This is a genomic window from Pseudomonas canadensis (assembly GCF_000503215.1).
Lineage (GTDB): Bacteria > Pseudomonadota > Gammaproteobacteria > Pseudomonadales > Pseudomonadaceae > Aquipseudomonas > Aquipseudomonas canadensis.
Genome location: NZ_AYTD01000013.1, coordinates 1024201 through 1040916 on the forward strand (window position 1 = coordinate 1024201; position 16716 = coordinate 1040916).

General features: G+C 52.5%; 12 protein-coding genes and 1 pseudogene. 6 read left to right on the plus strand and 7 right to left on the minus strand.

The genetic code is table 11. The features are described from left to right. Window positions 1–140 precede the first annotated feature (140 nt). Window positions 141–416, plus strand: a complete 276-nt coding sequence (locus tag U367_RS0113625) for a hypothetical protein (protein WP_028617399.1) — start codon at window positions 141–143, stop codon at window positions 414–416. A gap of 50 nt (window positions 417–466) precedes the next feature. Here U367_RS0113625 and U367_RS0113630 read toward each other — a convergent pair whose 3' ends face one another. Beyond that, window positions 467–1813, minus strand: coding sequence for a DEAD/DEAH box helicase (locus U367_RS0113630; RefSeq protein ID WP_016979359.1), 1347 nt, complete (start codon window positions 1811–1813; stop codon window positions 467–469). Between the two features lie 193 nt (window positions 1814–2006). On the opposite strand from U367_RS0113630, the pseudogene U367_RS01000000130115 reads away from it, so the two are divergent. The 5 genes and pseudogenes from U367_RS01000000130115 to U367_RS0113655 form a co-directional block, all read left to right on the plus strand. Next, a pseudogene (locus U367_RS01000000130115) lies at window positions 2007–2711 on the plus strand (mechanosensitive ion channel domain-containing protein); the annotation flags it as partial. Between the two features lie 1087 nt (window positions 2712–3798). Further along, a complete protein-coding gene (locus U367_RS01000000130120) occupies window positions 3799–5220 on the plus strand; it encodes a site-specific integrase (protein ID WP_050587879.1) in 1422 nt (473 codons plus the stop codon). 2 nt (window positions 5221–5222) lie between these two features. Further along, window positions 5223–7130 (plus strand): hypothetical protein, encoded by a 1908-nt coding sequence (locus U367_RS0113645; RefSeq protein WP_028617400.1) that lies wholly within the window; start codon window positions 5223–5225, stop codon window positions 7128–7130. Further along, window positions 7127–9145, plus strand: coding sequence for a site-specific integrase (locus tag U367_RS0113650; RefSeq protein ID WP_028617401.1), 2019 nt, complete (start codon window positions 7127–7129; stop codon window positions 9143–9145). The genes U367_RS0113645 and U367_RS0113650 overlap by 4 nt, the downstream gene beginning before the upstream one ends. Before the next feature lie 66 nt (window positions 9146–9211). Beyond that, entirely contained in the window at window positions 9212–9649 is a 438-nt protein-coding gene (locus U367_RS0113655) for a hypothetical protein (protein ID WP_050587880.1), read from the plus strand. 115 nt (window positions 9650–9764) lie between these two features. Here U367_RS0113655 and U367_RS0113660 read toward each other — a convergent pair whose 3' ends face one another. From U367_RS0113660 to U367_RS0113685, 6 genes are all read right to left on the minus strand, one after another. Continuing rightward, complete coding sequence (locus U367_RS0113660) at window positions 9765–10337, minus strand: DUF6037 family protein (RefSeq protein WP_028617403.1); 573 nt, start codon at window positions 10335–10337, stop codon at window positions 9765–9767. A 158-nt stretch (window positions 10338–10495) separates the two neighbouring features. Next, the gene (locus U367_RS0113665; protein WP_028617404.1) at window positions 10496–12718 is read right to left on the minus strand and encodes a DEAD/DEAH box helicase; all 2223 of its coding nucleotides are present in this window, start codon (window positions 12716–12718) and stop codon (window positions 10496–10498) included. After that, the gene (locus tag U367_RS0113670) at window positions 12715–14331 is read right to left on the minus strand and encodes a HamA C-terminal domain-containing protein (protein ID WP_028617405.1); all 1617 of its coding nucleotides are present in this window, start codon (window positions 14329–14331) and stop codon (window positions 12715–12717) included. The genes U367_RS0113665 and U367_RS0113670 overlap by 4 nt, the downstream gene beginning before the upstream one ends. Window positions 14332–14639: 308 nt before the next feature. Continuing rightward, window positions 14640–15488, minus strand: coding sequence for a DUF2726 domain-containing protein (locus U367_RS0113675; protein ID WP_028617406.1), 849 nt, complete (start codon window positions 15486–15488; stop codon window positions 14640–14642). A gap of 67 nt (window positions 15489–15555) precedes the next feature. Continuing rightward, complete coding sequence (locus U367_RS0113680; protein WP_032864228.1) at window positions 15556–16023, minus strand: NUDIX hydrolase; 468 nt, start codon at window positions 16021–16023, stop codon at window positions 15556–15558. Window positions 16024–16062: 39 nt separating this feature from the next. Then, on the minus strand, window positions 16063–16713 hold the full coding sequence (locus U367_RS0113685) for a DUF7002 family protein (protein WP_028617408.1): 651 nt from the start codon (window positions 16711–16713) through the stop codon (window positions 16063–16065). Window positions 16714–16716: the final 3 nt, after the last annotated feature.

Genomic DNA, 16716 nt, shown 5'->3' on the forward strand with positions numbered 1-16716 from the left:
GCGGGCGAGTGGAAAGTAGCCCGTTAAAGGTGTGACCCGCCGCGCCACTGGCCGTTCAGCCCAGGAGACGAGCGTCATTGGCGTGAACTTTCCAGGTGCCCGCGACCTCAACTGAATATCCCTGCCAAGGAGGTCCCCCCATGAAAACCCTGATGAACCTGGCCATCGCCGCCGCATTGTTGACCGCCCTGCCCGCCTGGGCCTGTACGCCAGACGAGGCTACCGCCAAGCGCGAGCAACTGGCTCAGGAAGTGGCCAAGCTGACCGAGCAGAACCCGACCAAGGCCAAGGAGATGAACGACGAGCTGCAAAAGATGGACTTGGATACCGAAAGCGCGGAATTCCCCGACAAGTGCCAGTTGATCGATGCTCGCCTGAAAGAGCTCAAGGAAGCAGCCGCCAAGGCCAAAAACTGACGGCATAAAAAAACCGGACAATCGTCCGGTTTTTTCACATCACCTGCGCCTTATTCGGCAGCCGGGGCTTCCGGCTTGCGGCGCTTGAGCGGCGCCATGCCGTCCTTGCTGACGAGCGACAGGTTGTCGGTCTTCGGCCGATTGGCGATCTTGCGCTTGGTCGGCGACTTGGCGCCGGTTTTCTTCTTGTCGCCCTTGGCGTCGGTCTTTTTCTTCTTCACGCCAACGGCCTTGCCCGACGCCTTGACCTTCTTCGGCCCGGTGTAGGTGCCTTTGACTTCCTTGATGGTGCGGCGCTCGAACGATTGCTTGAGGTAGCGCTCGATGCTCGACATCAGGTTCCAGTCGCCGTGGCAGATCAGCGAGATGGCCAGGCCGTCATTGCCGGCACGCCCGGTACGCCCAATACGGTGCACGTATTCGTCGCCACTGCGCGGCATGTCGAAGTTGATCACCAGGTCCAGACCGTCCACGTCCAGGCCACGGGCGGCGACGTCGGTGGCGACCAGGATCTTCACGCCGCCAGCCTTGAGGCGGTCGATGGCCAGCTTGCGGTCCTTCTGGTCTTTCTCGCCGTGCAGCACGAACGCCTTGTATTCCTGGGCCACCAGGCGGCCATAGATGCGGTCGGCAGCGGCGCGAGTGTTGGTGAACACGATGGCTTTCTGATAGGTCTCGTTGGCCAGCAGCCAGTTGAGGATCTGCTCTTTGTGCACATTGTGGTCGGCGGTGACGATCTGCTGGCGCGTGGTCGCGTTCAGGTCACTGACGTTGTTGACCTGCAGGTGCTCAGGGTTGTTCAGCACCTTGGCGACCATGTCGCGCAGGGTCGAACCACCGGTGGTGGCGGAGAACAGCATGGTCTGCTGACGGTTGACGCATTCGCCCACCAGACGCTGCACGTCGTCGGCAAAGCCCATATCGAGCATGCGGTCGGCTTCGTCCAGCACCAGCACTTCGACTTCCTTGAGGTCGAGGTTGCCGGCGTTGAGTTGCTCGATCATGCGACCTGGGGTGCCGATCAGGATGTCCGGCACCTTGCGCAGCATGGCGGCCTGGACCTTGAAGTCTTCACCGCCGGTGATGATGCCGGACTTGATGAAGGTGAACTGCGAGAAACGCTCGACTTCCTTCAGGGTCTGCTGGGCCAGCTCGCGAGTCGGCAGCAGGATCAGGGTCTTGATGCTGACGCGAACCTTGGCCGGGCCGATCAGGCGGTTCAGCACCGGCAGGACGAAGGCGGCGGTCTTGCCGCTACCGGTTTGAGCTGTCACCCGCAGGTCACGCCCTTCGAGCGCGAGCGGGATGGCCGCTGCTTGCACAGGCGTAGGCTCGACAAATTTAAGCTCGGCCACGGCTTTGAGCAGGCGTTCGTGCAGGGCGAATTGGGAAAACACGGGTGCTACCTCGAAGAAATACAAAAAATCAGCTGCATAGGTTACCGGTTTCGGGCGTCCAAACCGAGTTTCTTTACGCGAACAGTGCGAATCGGCTGCTTTTTTGTCAGGGCATTTGTCCATGACATCAACTTTGTTGCACTTAAATGCTCTAATCGCCCCGTGTTGTCTTATAGAAGAATCGGTTTCACCCATGGATATCAAACAGCTCTGGCTCAACATCCAAGACCTTTGGGGCACCCTCGACGAACACCCGCTTCTGCATGCCAGCCTTGGCTTGCTGGTGTTGCTGGTGGTGGCCCTGTTGCTCGGACGAGTGGCACGTTACCTCATCCTCCACGCCGTCAAACTGCTAGGCCGGCAACCGGCGCTGCACTGGCTCAACGACCTGCGGCACAACAAGGTCTTCCATCGCCTGGCGCAGATGACGCCGTCCTTGGTGATCCAGTTCGGCCTGTACCTGGTGCCAGACCTGAGCAAGACCGCCATCCTGTTCATCGGCAACGTGGCCCTGGCAATCACCATCCTGTTCCTGGTGCTGGCCACCAGCGCGCTGCTCAATGCCCTGCTGGACATCTACGCCCGCACCGAACACGCGCGCACCCGCTCGATCAAGGGCTACGTGCAGTTGGCGAAGATGGTGCTGTTCGTGTTTGGCGCGATCATCATCGTCGCCACCCTGATTGACCGCTCCCCCCTGTTGCTGCTGTCAGGGCTTGGCGCCATGTCGGCGGTAATCCTGTTGGTATACAAGGACACGCTGTTGTCGTTCGTCGCCAGCGTGCAGTTGACCAGCAACGACATGCTACGGGTCGGCGACTGGATCGAAATGCCCCAGGTCGGCGCGGATGGCGACGTGGTGGACATCACCCTGCACACGGTCAAGGTGCAGAACTACGTGTGACCTTTCCCCAAAACACGCATCGTGTGACATAAGAGTCATAAATGGACAGTTCTCCCCCTGTCATGACTCACCTACTCCCGCCTTGCCCTCAGGCATCTTCAATCAACCCCAAGCTGATGAAGTCTCCGACTTGACTACAGCCTTGGTGGCCAGCGCTCCACACTCTCTCCTACATCAATGATGTGGAACCCCTAGATCACCGTCTCGCAGGGGCAGCCCCCAAAGAGATGAAACAGTGACCGCCTGGGACGCGACGATGAAACCAAGGCGTCAAAGCTCGTCACCAGCTTGCTGAATCACTTGAGGGGCATGCCTTAAACCACTCCGAAATCCAGCCGCGTGAGGTTGTGCGGTCGCGGGGATCGATCAAAGAGCCCCATAGCTACAAACCAGGAAGCCCTGTTTAGATGATTAATAAAGTCAGCACTGGTCGCAGTACGCCATCAAGCTCCACCATAGCCCTCTCGCGGCGAAAGGCTATGGACAGCGACGCAGCCAACCAAAGTGCCTGAATGGGAAGCTGAGATCATTCAGCAGTGGAACGTATTGCAAATCCCCCTTTGACTGCGAGACCTGCGGAACCCCACGGAGCACCGTTAATCCCGCAGAGCATGCGACTCCCTCCCCTTCTTCATCAGCCTCAGATGCGCTGTCTTACCCCGCCATAGACCATGGCATCTCGCGCTACGATGAAGACCATATAACTACGCCATTGAAAGTGTGGCGAGCACCGATGCTTGGCCCTGAGTTAACAGATCAATACAAGGCTAAGTCGCAAGTTCAACCCACCCTCTTAAAACAATAACCCATTAAACCGAATCAAAAACACAATAAAAGCAGCAGCAGAAATAAACCCAACCAAAAAATCAAATCGTCAATATACGCAAAAAGACAACTACCGCTCGTCGGAATGACACGACATCATCTTTTAAATTGAATAGGATGCCAACCGTTACCGCGTTAGTAGAAAGAGCCCTACAAACAAAACAACCTCAACATCTATCCATCCAAAACATATCTATCGCTTAACAGTTGGTTTAGACCAACTGCGCACACACTCACCCTAAACCTGGAAACGTATATGGTTTTGAAGCGCTCTATCGCCCCCAAAAAAGTGAGCGCAGACGATCCGCCTGCGCAGAGGTACAAAGCACTAAAACTATACAACGTAGATCTCTTCAAACGTTGCGAAGAGTCCAAGGCAAGGGGTTGGATTCAATCCGAGAGCCAAGGAGGCACCGTATACCCTGTAACCTGCCTTGATCACTCCGTTCAAGTCTTGGCGTCGCACGCCGTGATCCTTTGCCCAGATGGCTCGATATGGAAAGAAGGAGCATTATTCCTGCTTCGCCTAGCACTGGATGATGACTCCAAAGACCCAGAAACACTGCTTGGCATGGCTGGTCATCTGGCGGACTTCATGAACACCTTGGCTGGCGAAGAGCGACACTTCCTCGACTTTAGCGGCCACCGCTTTGAACGCCCGACTTACATCTATAAAGAAAAATTCAACCTACCCATTAAAAAAGCTCAGATCTCTGTTTCAACCGCCAATGCAAAAATCAGAACAGTGGTAAGTTTCTACAAAGACCTAATGGAGACTCGAAACTTCACACCTGAGCAAGCGCCTTGGAAAACCAAGCGCACCGCCATTCAATATGAAGATTCATTTGGATATGAGCGAACAAAATACGTCACGCATACAGACTTGACGTTTCCCGCAATTCGCTGCAACTCAATGGGTCAATACATCATGGATGGTGGAAAGCTGATACCACTCAGCAAAGATCAGCAGCAAGCCTTGTTTGAAGCTCTCGTGGAGACGGGGCACCCTGAAATGCTCTTGATTTTTACAATAGCATTAGTTACTGGAATGCGCATACAGACCATATTAACACTAAGAACCTCTTCAATCGTGACTGGAGTACGCGACAGCTTCGACCTCATACCTGTACGCGCTGGCAGAGGATCGCTAGTTGACGCAAAGCGTGACAAATCTCAAGCTTCGCTAATGCCTTCTTGGCTTCATTATAAGCTCAACACTTACCTTCACTCTAAGCGATACAAAGACAGGGCTGGCCTAGCCCTAGAGCAAGATATTGGCGCGCAATATATCTTCCTCTCCAACTCAGGAAAGCCTTATTACGTAGGAAAGAGCGATCGTCATCGGCTAGAAAGCAACGAAAAAGGCTCCTACATCAGGCACTTCATCACTGACCAGTTAAGGCCACTTATGCTGGAGCGCGGTTGCGATTGCATTTTCAGCTTCCATGACCTTCGCGCAACATTTGGCATGAACTTAGTAGAAGAAAGGCGCGAGATGCTAAACCGAGGTCAAATCAACCTCCTCCAACTTATTGATTATGTCCGAAAGAGAATGAACCACAGCAAGTCGGAGACCACTCAAGAATACCTTAACTTCCAGCAAGATAAAGAAATCCTGTACCAGGCTGACAGAGACTATCAAGAGCACATCCTTCGCATGAGCACTGCCAAAGTATAAATATGCGCAACCAAAACACTATCATGACAATAGATTTGCACATCGACACCCAGCAGCCGCTTCACAACGGGCTGCGCACATCAGTTCATTTACAGAACTTATTAAAATCCCAAAACATAGAAAACATCATAGTTCGCTCCGCGCAAAGGAAATACCACGACGTCGGTGCTTGGTGCTTTCTAGGCAAAAAGAGCGTACGACTGCCAAAAACAGTTGATATTGCACAGCATAGACCTGAACGATCCATACCCATTCAGAACCTGGTAAGTGAAGTCATCACGATGGCTTGCTCTGACAAAACAGCAGCAGGAGCAGGCTCAAAACTTGCAGACTTTGCAGTACTGCTTGATTTTTGCAACAGCAACGATCTCATAGGCTTTCTAAGTTCCCCTGAAAGCTATCAGAGTGCCCTTGAGGCATTTACTTTTCATCTTAGAGCAAGTGACCGAAAGCCAGTTACCCAAGCCAAACTGCAGTCAGTCACGATCGAATGTGGTTCATATCTTTTCCCACTTTCAAAAATTGATTTCAGCGCCGGTATTGAACGAATCCAGTCTGTCGTGGACAAGTCCTCTAGCACAAAGCCGCCACCGGAGGCCCCTGTAACTCGATTCGTCAGTGTATTTGATAACGTATTCAATGAGCTGGCTGATTTTATTTTAAACAGGAAAGACTTTCCTAAAGCCATAACAATCGATGGCGAACGAGCCATTGTATCGACAGAGGCTTTTGCGATCATGTCAGAAAGCCAAGCAAGAACAAAAGCCTGTAGAGGCCCAATGAGCCCTTACGTTGACTACACGACTGGCAGATGTAAACCCTGGACTACTGTGCTCGCTGAACTGCCATCCACTGAGCAGAAACTCTACCGTGAATTCGTAAAGAAATCCCTCAGCAATCTTCAAGAAGGCAATACTCAACTTTACTGCCAAAAAAGACGGCGATTACACAAGCTTGCACATGATAGCTTTGTTGCCCTTTTCGCTATTAACAGTGGTGAAAACGAATCTGTACTCATATCCACACCATGGGATGACGATTATGAGATTTCGAAGGGGGCAAATGGCACGCGCATAATTAGTTTTAAACTCAGAGGCGGATTACAGCCTGTAAGCTTTAAGGTGACAGCACCATTCATCAAACAGTTTAAAAAATTCATTGCACTGCGCAACCACATTCTTGAAGACGAATATCACAACAACCTATTTCTAGGGTTTGACTACAGGACTTTCAGTGGCTTTCGCCAGCTTGACGAAAACTGCATTAGAAACCTGTGCATCCAAATGCAAAGTATGGTCGATCCTGCATTCCCTATCCTAAGCTATAAAAGGCTGCGAGCATATAAGGACTCATGGCTTGTCAAGAATTACGGCAACGACACTGCGGCTGCCCTATTGCATCACTCAGATAAAACACAGCGTGACAACTACACCAATGTTGAAGAGAAAGAAGCGGTCGATAGCGTGATTATTGCTGTCAAAAAAGTTGTTAGCTTTTTAAATGTCGAAAAAAACGTCCCAATCCCATCTGGTGCTTGTAGCGGAGCCAAACCAACAAGTTCAATTTCAATTCCCTTAGGTTATGAACCAGATTGCAAAAATAGTCGAGGCTGCTTGTTCTGCGATGAATACCGCACAACCGCCGACGAAGAGAGCATCCATAAACTCTATAGCCTCGAATATATCACCAAAAAATTCTTGGGGACATGTGACGACCTGGATCACTTCAATACAATACACAAACCCGCACTTGATATAATTGATCTGATACTGAAAAGAATTATCACGCTCAAACCCGAGCTAACTGGTGAATCCCTAGCCATTAGGAGAAAAGTTTATCAAGACCATGCACTTACCGAATATTGGGAAATATATCTCTCACGCCTTATGAAGATAGAAGCCATTCGATGAACTCTCTCAACGACCTGGCCACGCAAGAGAAACTTTTCTCAACACCTGAAAAGACTGAAAACAACGACACCCCGAAGACACTTAAACCTCAAGTGCGGTATGGAATGTCCTTTGACGACCTTCCAGACGACTTAATTCTTTCTGTCGGCAGCGATGGGCAACCCTTAACAAGGCTACGAGACCTAACCTGGGAGTTTCCGCAACTAAAACTTGTAATCACGGACAATGTAACATACTCATTTGCAGGACTGAAAACCGACAAACCGAACAACGCCAGCAACATAAAATTTGTTCAAAAATTATTCTTGATGCGTATGTTTTCAAGCAAAGGAACGACCAAGAAGCTAAGAGCAAGCAGTTTATTCTCTGCACTTCACGCAGTACTATTTCTATGCAGACATGCTGATGAAAAAAACATTCTAATACGCGACTTCGTACAGCACCCGGAGCTTTATAAGCCAATGCTCGAAGGAATGACCCACGCCCGCGCAAGTGTGCTGTGGCAAATCTTGCGAATCTTCAATATCACAAAATGCCCAAATCATTGGTTCCTAGTACCACGTACCTTTATGAACGCCTTAAAAAAAATGTACAAAGGCCGTTCACACCATGGGACAAAACAGCACCCTGTTATCCCTCCTCGCATCCTAAATCATCGCTGGGCTCACTATCACGAAGTCCTTGACGACTTCAAAATGCACCGAACCCAACTTTGTGAGTTCCTTCGACTCAGCGCAACTAATCGGTTGTACGCGAGAGGTCACCATGCTCAGCAACTTGTAAAGAAGGCTGGCGAAGCAAGTCCGAACGCACATACCGAACCAAACTTCGATGAAGCAGCAAGGGCCCATGGACTCTATGAGCTTTTTGAGAAATATAAGACGAGAGATGTGGCTTCTGTGCCTTATTTTCTGGGCTTGACCCAGTATTGCGCCAAAGCCTTGATTCATATTTTAACTTTCATGCGCAGCGGCGAAGCTTTACTTCTTGAACACGAGTGCCTTGAGACGGCGACCGGTTGGTGCGAGGAAGGTGTATACGTGGTTGGAATCTCTACTAAGTCTACTGGCACGGCACAAGATACTAAGTGGATCACCATCGAAGAAGTTCAGGCTCCATTGACAATCCTTTTGGAAATCTATGACATAGTACACCCATACCTGCCAGACGAACACAAGGCGGCCAAAAATTTATTTATTACTCCAACGCACATTCCAATTACTAGACAAAAAGACGTTCCGCTTTTTAACAAATGCACCTCACTGCGTTATGAACAGTACCTACCCCCTATTCTAATTGAAGAGGAAGACCTTTTCAGCCTGGAACTGATTGACCCTAGCCGAGATTGGCGTACTGAGGAAAAATTCAAACTCGGCAAGCCCTGGAGCTTTACTACCCATCAATTCCGCCGCACGATGACCGTTTACTGCGCTGAAGAGCGACTCATGGGTTTGGGCCCGCTAAAGCGAGTGCTGGGGCATTTATCCGCCAGAACCTCTGAGCACTATCAAAAAGGTTGCTCCGCTGGCCTTCTAAAAATGAGCGACTACTCGCCAGAAACGATCGCTGATTTCAAAGAGGCGGCACTGGAAGCCAGCAATGCCATCTATATCCGAGACATTCTCTACTCTGAGGAAAAACTTCATGGTGTAGAAGGTCGCAAGATCCAAACCAGCAAAGACTCACATGAGATTGTATTAAAGGATAGGATCGAAGACCTTCTTGCTCGTAAAAAGAAAGGCCTAATCGCATGCACCACTACACCGGTTGGTCTGTGCCTTTCACTTCTACCATGCGAAAAGCGCGCGCACGCAGATTTTACGACTTGCGATGGCTGTAGTGAATCGGTAATCAAACTCAGCAAATTGGACTATGTCATCGAAGTAATGACCTACGACCTAGAGAACCTCAACCCTGAAACAATCGAATACCGGATGGACTCTCAAAACCTACAAGACTTGAAAAAAATGCGGGAGCGTCTTGTGGCGAAGTCAACACAACGTGCAACACCATAAGACTTTGAAATATTTGCTAACACCCCCCATATCAAGCAACCATATTATCCATTCATTAGAGAAGCCATGAGCGATATAAAGCAAGTCAAAACAAGTAAAAACACCTCGGACGGAATCTTCCAGCTCTTCGAAGCGCTTATGCGTTTAGCACAAGGCCGAACAATAAGAGTCCCAAATGAAACTTCAATAACTTTGAAATCTGTCGCCTTGGAAGCAGGTAAAAGTCCCGGAATCATTAAAAAGCAGAGACCTGTGTATGCTGAGCTCATCAAAGAGATCAAGCGATGCGCCGCAGAGCAAAAGGAACGGGGCAACCCCCAAAAGCAGGTGAATGAGGCTACACGCCGCTGGAAAGAGGAAGCAGAGCGCTCGAAGAACCTTTACCATCAATCATTAGCTCGCGAACTTCTGCTCTTGCATCAGCTGGATGAAGCAGAGCACTTGCTGCGAAACTCCGAGAACGTACTTCAATTCCCTTCCAAACCCGAAGAGATTTACCCATAGGTAACTTTATCTGTCTAAAAACCAAACTACTCAAATTGCGCCAAATAAAAGCGACCCAGAGGGTCGCTTTTAGCACGACACCACAACCCTTTGACACCATTTAACAATGCGTACCTCAAGAAGCCTGCCAAGACCCACCAGTGTCAGTGGCACTCCATCGCGAAGAGGCATTTCGCTCACGACTATGCCGGGCAGCTTCGGGGCCGAGCAGCAACAGCGTCTTGTGCTGATTCTCCTCGCTTGGGCGCCGACCACTGTCTTCCTTCCAGTAAATCCAGGCGTTGAAGTACGGCTTCTCGCGCTCCTCAATAATATCGGGGCGTAGTCGGACAATTTCGGACGGTTTGGGGTTGGCCCTGATAGTGGCCTGAGTCGGGATAGCCTGGTTCAGTTGCGCCAAGAAATCCTTGGGTTTCAGAGGTTCACCACTCGTACCGTCTGACCGGAGCACAGCGACCAAATCGCTGTACATGTCACCTAGGTAATCCCGGATTCGGTAGCCGGGGAGCACATCAAATCGGAAAAAGCCCCTAGTTTCGCCACGGGCGGTGAGTGTCAGTACAAAGTCACCACGGGTTGAGAAAAGGCAATCGAAGCTCGCGGCCCCGGTTGTCACCAGGAACTGCTGCATGTCGCTGCCGATTGGAATCATGCTGCGATGAAGCAGCCTGAGAGACGTCATTTCCATCCAGCTCTAACCTCGTAAAAAACCAGCGAAAAGCTTGAGCTAGAGATAATGGCGAGGTCGAACAGAGCGGACAAGCCAAGTGCCACCACCCCTCCCTTAGACCTTCGTAGTAGAGCAACCGCAACCCAGCCAAGTGAGACCTATCGACTAACCGGTTTTCACACTGCCCCCAGTGCCCGTCTCACGAAGCTCTGGTCGACGAACCCCATGAACTCCCAGGCCTGCTCGTTCTGCCGCAGGTGATCAGCCAACTCATCCACACCGGCACCTTCCGGGAACTCCAGCAACTCAGATATGCGGTGCAACGTTTGGATTGGGATACCGATCTCTTCTAGCGCATTCACTCCTGGCGGAAGATGAAGGTTCTCAAAGCCCATCCTGACATAGCTGTAGTCAATCTTGCTGCGGATACCCTTCTTGGTGGCGTGCAAGCGAACCACGTCTTCCAGCAGTCCCAGCACCTTGGGAATGGTGTAGCCGAAGGTGTTGCTCACCAGCTTAAGGTCGTTGTTGAGCCCGCTGGAAAGGGTGAGCTTCTCGTCAGCCTTATTCCGTTTTTGCCCCGTCCTAACCCGTTTCTCATCATCCTTGATCCGTTGTTTGGTGTATTCGATCTGGCCTTTCAGGTAGTCCGAGTAGCTCTCTGCTCTCTGATAGTTCGTCAGCTTGGCCAATATGTTATCGGGGGTTTTGGTCTGCAGCCCATTCGTGGAAAACGCCCTAGGCACGAGCTTGCTGCAGATCGTGGCCAAGGTGGTCAGAAAGCCTGGCGCTGGCGACCAATGGAACACGAGGGACTCGAAGTCGTCATCGCTGAGCATCTCTACCATGCTGTAGAGCTGCTCGAACTGTTCCATCCTAAAGTAAGAGTGCTTCTTGACCAGGTCGATGGAAAAACGATCCTGCGCGAATGCAGCTTCAAACCTGTCCTGGGAGTATTCAAACAAATGATCAGGCTGTGCGCTGGCAAGCAGGTTGAGGGGAGTGTCCTCATCCTGAATTCCCAGAGGCACATCGACCTCCTGGTTCAGGTTGTCCTCTGGAACATCCTCCAGGCAGAAGACCTTGCCTACGAAATGGATGCCCATCCGGCCAGCACGGCCCTTGATGTTGCCATGGGTAAATTTGTCGATCCCACGGGTGCCGTTACGGTTGTCGTAGATGACAACGTTCTTCGCAACTGTGTTCACCCCCTCAATGATGGTGGCGGTGCACAGTAAAAACCGAAGGTCACCGGCATTGAAGCGGTCTGCGGTGTACTGCTGTAGCGCCCTAGGGAGACCGCCAAAATGAAGCCCAATGCCGTTCCTGAGGGCATAGGTGTAGTCCCACTCTGGATCAAACTCCTCGGCAACCCAGTCAATGTGCTCACTCTGGAATGGCTTGCCATACCCAAGCCGGACGAGCTCGCGGGCGACCTTACCGGCCACGCTGGATGACTTGCAGTAGATGATCGTGGCACCTTTGCACTGGGGCGCAATAGTCGCCAGCATCTCCAGCTTACCTTCCTCGTCATTTGCATCCACACCGAACGTCTGCACATCGACTGCCACGGTGTTGAAGTCGGCGGAAATGAACGTGTGTTCGTACCCCAGCTCCGTCAGACCCCGAATGCTGTTGATGAAGGGCCCGGTGAGGTAGAACTGCTTGGACACCTTCAGCAACTTGCTAAGTGCGATGTTCAGTTCAATGACCCGCTCGTCCTTGTAGTCGGTGGTGCCGTTTTTAAGCTGCTGGAAGGCCAGCTTGTAGAATTCGTCGATAACGAAAAGGTCGATGTCCTTGATGTCATCCCGCTCGTTGACCCGCTCCTGGGTCAGTACATACACGACCCTCTCTCTGCGGCACTCTTGCGAGCTATGGTGGATGATCTGATACACCTCACCGAAGCGCTCCTGAAGACGTCTTCGCGTTTCGTCAGCCAAAGCAACCGTGGGCACCACCAAGACGACCCGATTGAAGCGACCTAACCCTAGCAGTGAGTCGACGATGGCACTCTTGCCCATGCTGGTGGGCGCACTGAGCACTACGTTACGACCCGCTTTGAGCAGGTCGAAGATCCGGAACTGCATTGAATGGAAAACGAAATCTTCCGAGAACGGCGTTCGGTACACATCAAGTGCAATCCGGTCACCTTGGGACAGCTCAGAAAACTCTTTCTTCAGGTAAGGGAACAGCCCAGCCTTCCTGACCATGTTGCGCAGGATGCCAGCGTGGCCAGTAAATTTGTCTCGGGCATCGAGGGCCCGTATCGTCAGGTCTCTACCCAAGGAGGTGGAGACTGGGTTGGACAGGAGGGAGTTGACCGCTGACAAGTAGCGGAATGCTGAGAATCCATCGCTGCCCAAGCTCAGCTTTGCTGCATCGTAAATTTCGGTCACACGGCCTCCCTGACCTTCTTGTCCACCAACTGAGTCAACGTCTCCAAACTCGGAGCTGGGTAGATAAACACATCGATTGCGAGCTCTGCGAACGTCGGGTCGTGTTCTAGGTCATCGACAAAAGCTTCGAAGAGGGCTGCCGTTTCTTGCTCCAGGTGATCCTCATGCCCCGATGTTTCGGGCTCAGTGAGCAGCGTCGAGTCGTACCCAATGAACAGCACGAACCGGAATCGATCCAAATGGGCGTCGAATGGGTTGCTCTCGTCCAGGATGGCATCAATGTCGTGGGACAGTAGGTAGTCGTCGTCCTTGATGTCGAGGATTTTGCCCCGAGCATCGCCGAAACAATTGCCGATTTCCTCATAGAGCTGTTCGCGGATCTCAGTCAGCCGTTTGGTGATGTTGGGTGCCGTCACAAGCTCACTGAAACCGACCCACAGCTGATCGCCCTCCGGGTCTCGCCGAACGATATGGACGTTTTCAAGGATCTTTTCTTCATCCTCGCCCTGGAGGTAAAGCAAGCATGGGATTGGCTGGCTGGCATGCATCTGCCGAATCGTGGCATGCAGAAGCACCCGCCCGAGGAAGGAACGGACGTCTGCCATGGAGGCGAACACCATCTTCTTAAGGCGCTGCCCCTGCTCGACTACGGACAGCTTGTGGATGTCTGCCAGCTCATTGGGTCGGAGGAAGACTTCATCCAGCCATTTGCATACGTTGTCGACGATGTGCTTGTAGCGGTAACGTCTCAGACTGTACTGCTGGTGCAGGACGCGACCATTGCGCTTGGCGCATGGAGTGGACAGCGGGTTGCGAAACGGAACCAGGATATGAGGCAGGGGCCGTTTGACGTAGACCTTACGACCCGCACGCTTCTGATCCTCTTCAACATACGTCAGGAACCAGGCGTTCAAATCGGAACGAAGGTAGGACTTGCTGTCCACGGAGTGAATTCTGCGGGACAGAGCGCCTTTACGGGTGACCGTGTCCAGGATCCCACGCCAGATATCCTCCGCCGATGCCTCGGTACTCAACATGACTCCGTGAAGGTCATAGGAAGCCAGGCGGATATTCCGGATGCCCAGCAGCTCAATCTCGCGCATGGTTCGGAAGACTTCCCAGCACGCAGCGTCAACCCAGGTCGCCACGTCCACCCCGCTGGTAGCCACGTAATTCGATGTTTTCGAGTTGAGGTAGTCGATCAGGTCATCGCGTCCGGGTTTTCCGTCGCGTTCGTCACGGTTGATGAGCAGGTATTCGAGGGTGACGTTGGTCGGGTGCTCCGTGACGATCCTGAATTTCCTCGGCACGGTGAGTACTGGCTCGCAATCCATGGACTTGTGCAGGATCGAGCTGCAGGGAATCTTTTTGTTGCCAGCACCTTTCCCGAGGACGACGAGATCGCTCTTCGCCCACTGGGCCTTCGTGGTGGTTTTGACCTGCACGAATTCGACGAAATCATCGCAAACGACATCGATGTCGTCGGTGACTTCACAGCGGACGCGTTGAATTGTCTTGTCACGAAGCATCTGTGTGACGTAATAGGCGGCAACGCAATCCTGAAAATTGAAGCCGTGTTTGGCAGCAACTCCGCCGGCATCGTTAGGTTCCATCTCGACATCCATGGCAGCTTTGGCCATGGAATTTATGGCAATCCCCCTCCTCAGTCCAGATGATTGATGGCATTTTGACGCATATTGCGCAGGCCAGGCAGCCTACCGACGCGTCCACCCAAGGTCGCCGATCCTACCAGCGCGCCAATCTCTCCCCTAAATTCAACCACTCCACAGCACGGCAAGCCAGTAATCAGCCCCTATCAGCGCCGGGCTATGACTGGAAAATGTAATACAGAATCTGCTCAATCCTCCGACCTGACATCGGAGCCACTGCCCCAACGCCTGATGAAAGCTGCACCGGCTGATCAGAGCTGGCGCATCAGCTCCCGCACCAACCGCTCAAACTCCTCTACTGATGAGGCTTTGGCGTCCAGAGGCCTGATGCGTATGAGCTTGGTATTCGCTGCGCGGAAGATGGCGTCCTTGAGCTGGTCATTGACCTGGGCCTGGGGATCATCATGGAAGCTGCTGTCCAGCTCGATGAAGTAGACCGGCACGTAGCCGGCACCCACATCAAATAGGACGTTGTCGACGATGCCTTTGAAGAAGTAGGACTTGGCTTGTTCCGACAACTGATCCTTGATGGCCTGGTAATCCAAGACGCAGCTCAAGGCGACGTTAGGATAAGGATGGTGTGTGGGGAATACCCGCCGCACCGCCTCGTAAAAGTTCTCTTCCTGCTTGGACTTGAACAAGCGGATGGTCTTGGGCTTGCCGGGCTTCACGTCGGTGGCCCGAACAGTCATGTTTCCCCGAACGCTCGCTGCCACTGCTTCCGGCTTGGCCTGAAGGAAAGACTGGATGATGTCCTTGGCCAGCGGGCGATGCTGATGGGTTTGGGCATAGTTGAGCAGTGCGGAGTGGTTGGTCTCTTGCATCAGCTTCAATCGCTCATCAACGAAGCGATCCACAAAGCCTTGGCTGAAGCCGTGCTGGTTCAACTCGATGATCAAGTTGGTGTACTCAAACTGCTTGGAGCGCTCAGCGGCTGGAAGTGGCTCGGCGAAGGCAAAGAACTCGGACTCGAAGAAGCCGGTCATCTGAGTCAGATAGGGATCCTGCACTTTGGCCTTCTTCTTCTGGTAGATGATTTTACCAATCGCCTCCCAGTCCTTCTGCGCCAACAACGTAAACCAATGTTCTCTGTCTTCCATGGCCGCGCTCCTCGCTTGATGCCGAACGTCGGGCTAGGATATGGCCGAGGCTGAAGCGCGTGCAAGGTCAGATAAGGTGGAGGTTTCGAGTAAGGGCCTGGGCGAACAAACTAGACAGATCCGGCGGGAGTACGGACTCCCGGCAAGCTGCCAATTCCTCCTCTGACCACCACCTCGCCTCACATACCACTTCGCGCTCCTGGTCACTCCAGCTCGCGTTCGAGAGCTGTACGTCATGCACGCGCACTACGAAATAGTGTTCGACCGCAAGCACCTGCTCCCCATCGGGCATCACCCAAGGAAACTCCTTGTGTGCCAAGCACTGGCCGACGGACTGAACCTCGATGCCAGTCTCCTCATAGAGCTCGCGGATTGCTGCAGCCTCATAAGACTCGTCAGCCCTGAGTTTCCCGCCAGGTGTGGCCCAGTAGCACATACCCGCCAGAGCTCCCGAACAGTAACGGATCTTGAACAGCAGCATCCGGTTCGAAAGGCTTATCAGCAGGATACGAGAAGCTAAACGTTGGCGCGGCATTGGCCCTCCGTGATGAATGGGTTATCAGAAGGACACCCGCTATCCAATGATGCCCAACACCTCGCTGCCTTTCATCCGGCGAACCTCCAGCACGTAATCGGCGATGTTAGGCACGGCATAATCGACCACGAGCTCCACAACAGCCTTGGCAGGCCTGCCTGACGCCTTCACAGGGTAGTCTGCAATCCTGCGGAACACCTCGGTGCCACGGCGGTGAGGAATGGGCCAAGTGTTGCCAGAATTCATGTGGCAAAGCCAAATCTTGTCAGCGTAAGCCTGAACCAGTTCCGCTGAATTCAGCGTCAGCACGTCGTGTTCGAGATTCCGATAGTCGCGGGCACCCAGCAGACGATGCAGCCTTTCTTCTTCCACCCAGAAGAAGACTTTCTCGTTGATGAGCTCATACCACTGCTGAGGGGTTGTCCCGTCCGTGAGCGCCTGAAGTAGACGCCCTTCGGGCATGGGCTTTTGATCCCGTAGCACGATGTTCGACGGGTGCCCTGCCCTCACATTCATTTTCTGATCGCGGTGCTCGCTTTCGAACTGCGCACGGTCATCGCCCTGGACTTTGAGATGGTCGAGCACGGCAGTGGTGCTCATCAACCCATGGGCACGAATGTTGTCCCAAGCACCACGCTCTGCCATGTGATACACACGCGGGTACAGCTCAATCAACTTTTCCACGTTCATCCG

Excerpts from the sequence above, each read along its gene's own strand:
- U367_RS0113660 (WP_028617403.1), bottom strand. The coding sequence starts at position 10,337 with ATGGAAATGACGTCTCTCAGGCTGCTTCATCGCAGCATGATTCCAATC.
- U367_RS0113655 (WP_050587880.1), top strand. The coding sequence starts at position 9,212 with ATGAGCGATATAAAGCAAGTCAAAACAAGTAAAAACACCTCGGACGGA.
- U367_RS0113675 (WP_028617406.1), bottom strand. The coding sequence starts at position 15,488 with ATGGAAGACAGAGAACATTGGTTTACGTTGTTGGCGCAGAAGGACTGG.
- U367_RS01000000130120 (WP_050587879.1), top strand. The coding sequence starts at position 3,799 with ATGGTTTTGAAGCGCTCTATCGCCCCCAAAAAAGTGAGCGCAGACGAT.
- U367_RS0113680 (WP_032864228.1), bottom strand. The coding sequence starts at position 16,023 with ATGCCGCGCCAACGTTTAGCTTCTCGTATCCTGCTGATAAGCCTTTCG.
- U367_RS0113670 (WP_028617405.1), bottom strand. The coding sequence starts at position 14,331 with ATGGAACCTAACGATGCCGGCGGAGTTGCTGCCAAACACGGCTTCAAT.
- U367_RS0113625 (WP_028617399.1), top strand. The coding sequence starts at position 141 with ATGAAAACCCTGATGAACCTGGCCATCGCCGCCGCATTGTTGACCGCC.
- U367_RS0113650 (WP_028617401.1), top strand. The coding sequence starts at position 7,127 with ATGAACTCTCTCAACGACCTGGCCACGCAAGAGAAACTTTTCTCAACA.
- U367_RS0113685 (WP_028617408.1), bottom strand. The coding sequence starts at position 16,713 with ATGAACGTGGAAAAGTTGATTGAGCTGTACCCGCGTGTGTATCACATG.
- U367_RS0113645 (WP_028617400.1), top strand. The coding sequence starts at position 5,223 with ATGCGCAACCAAAACACTATCATGACAATAGATTTGCACATCGACACC.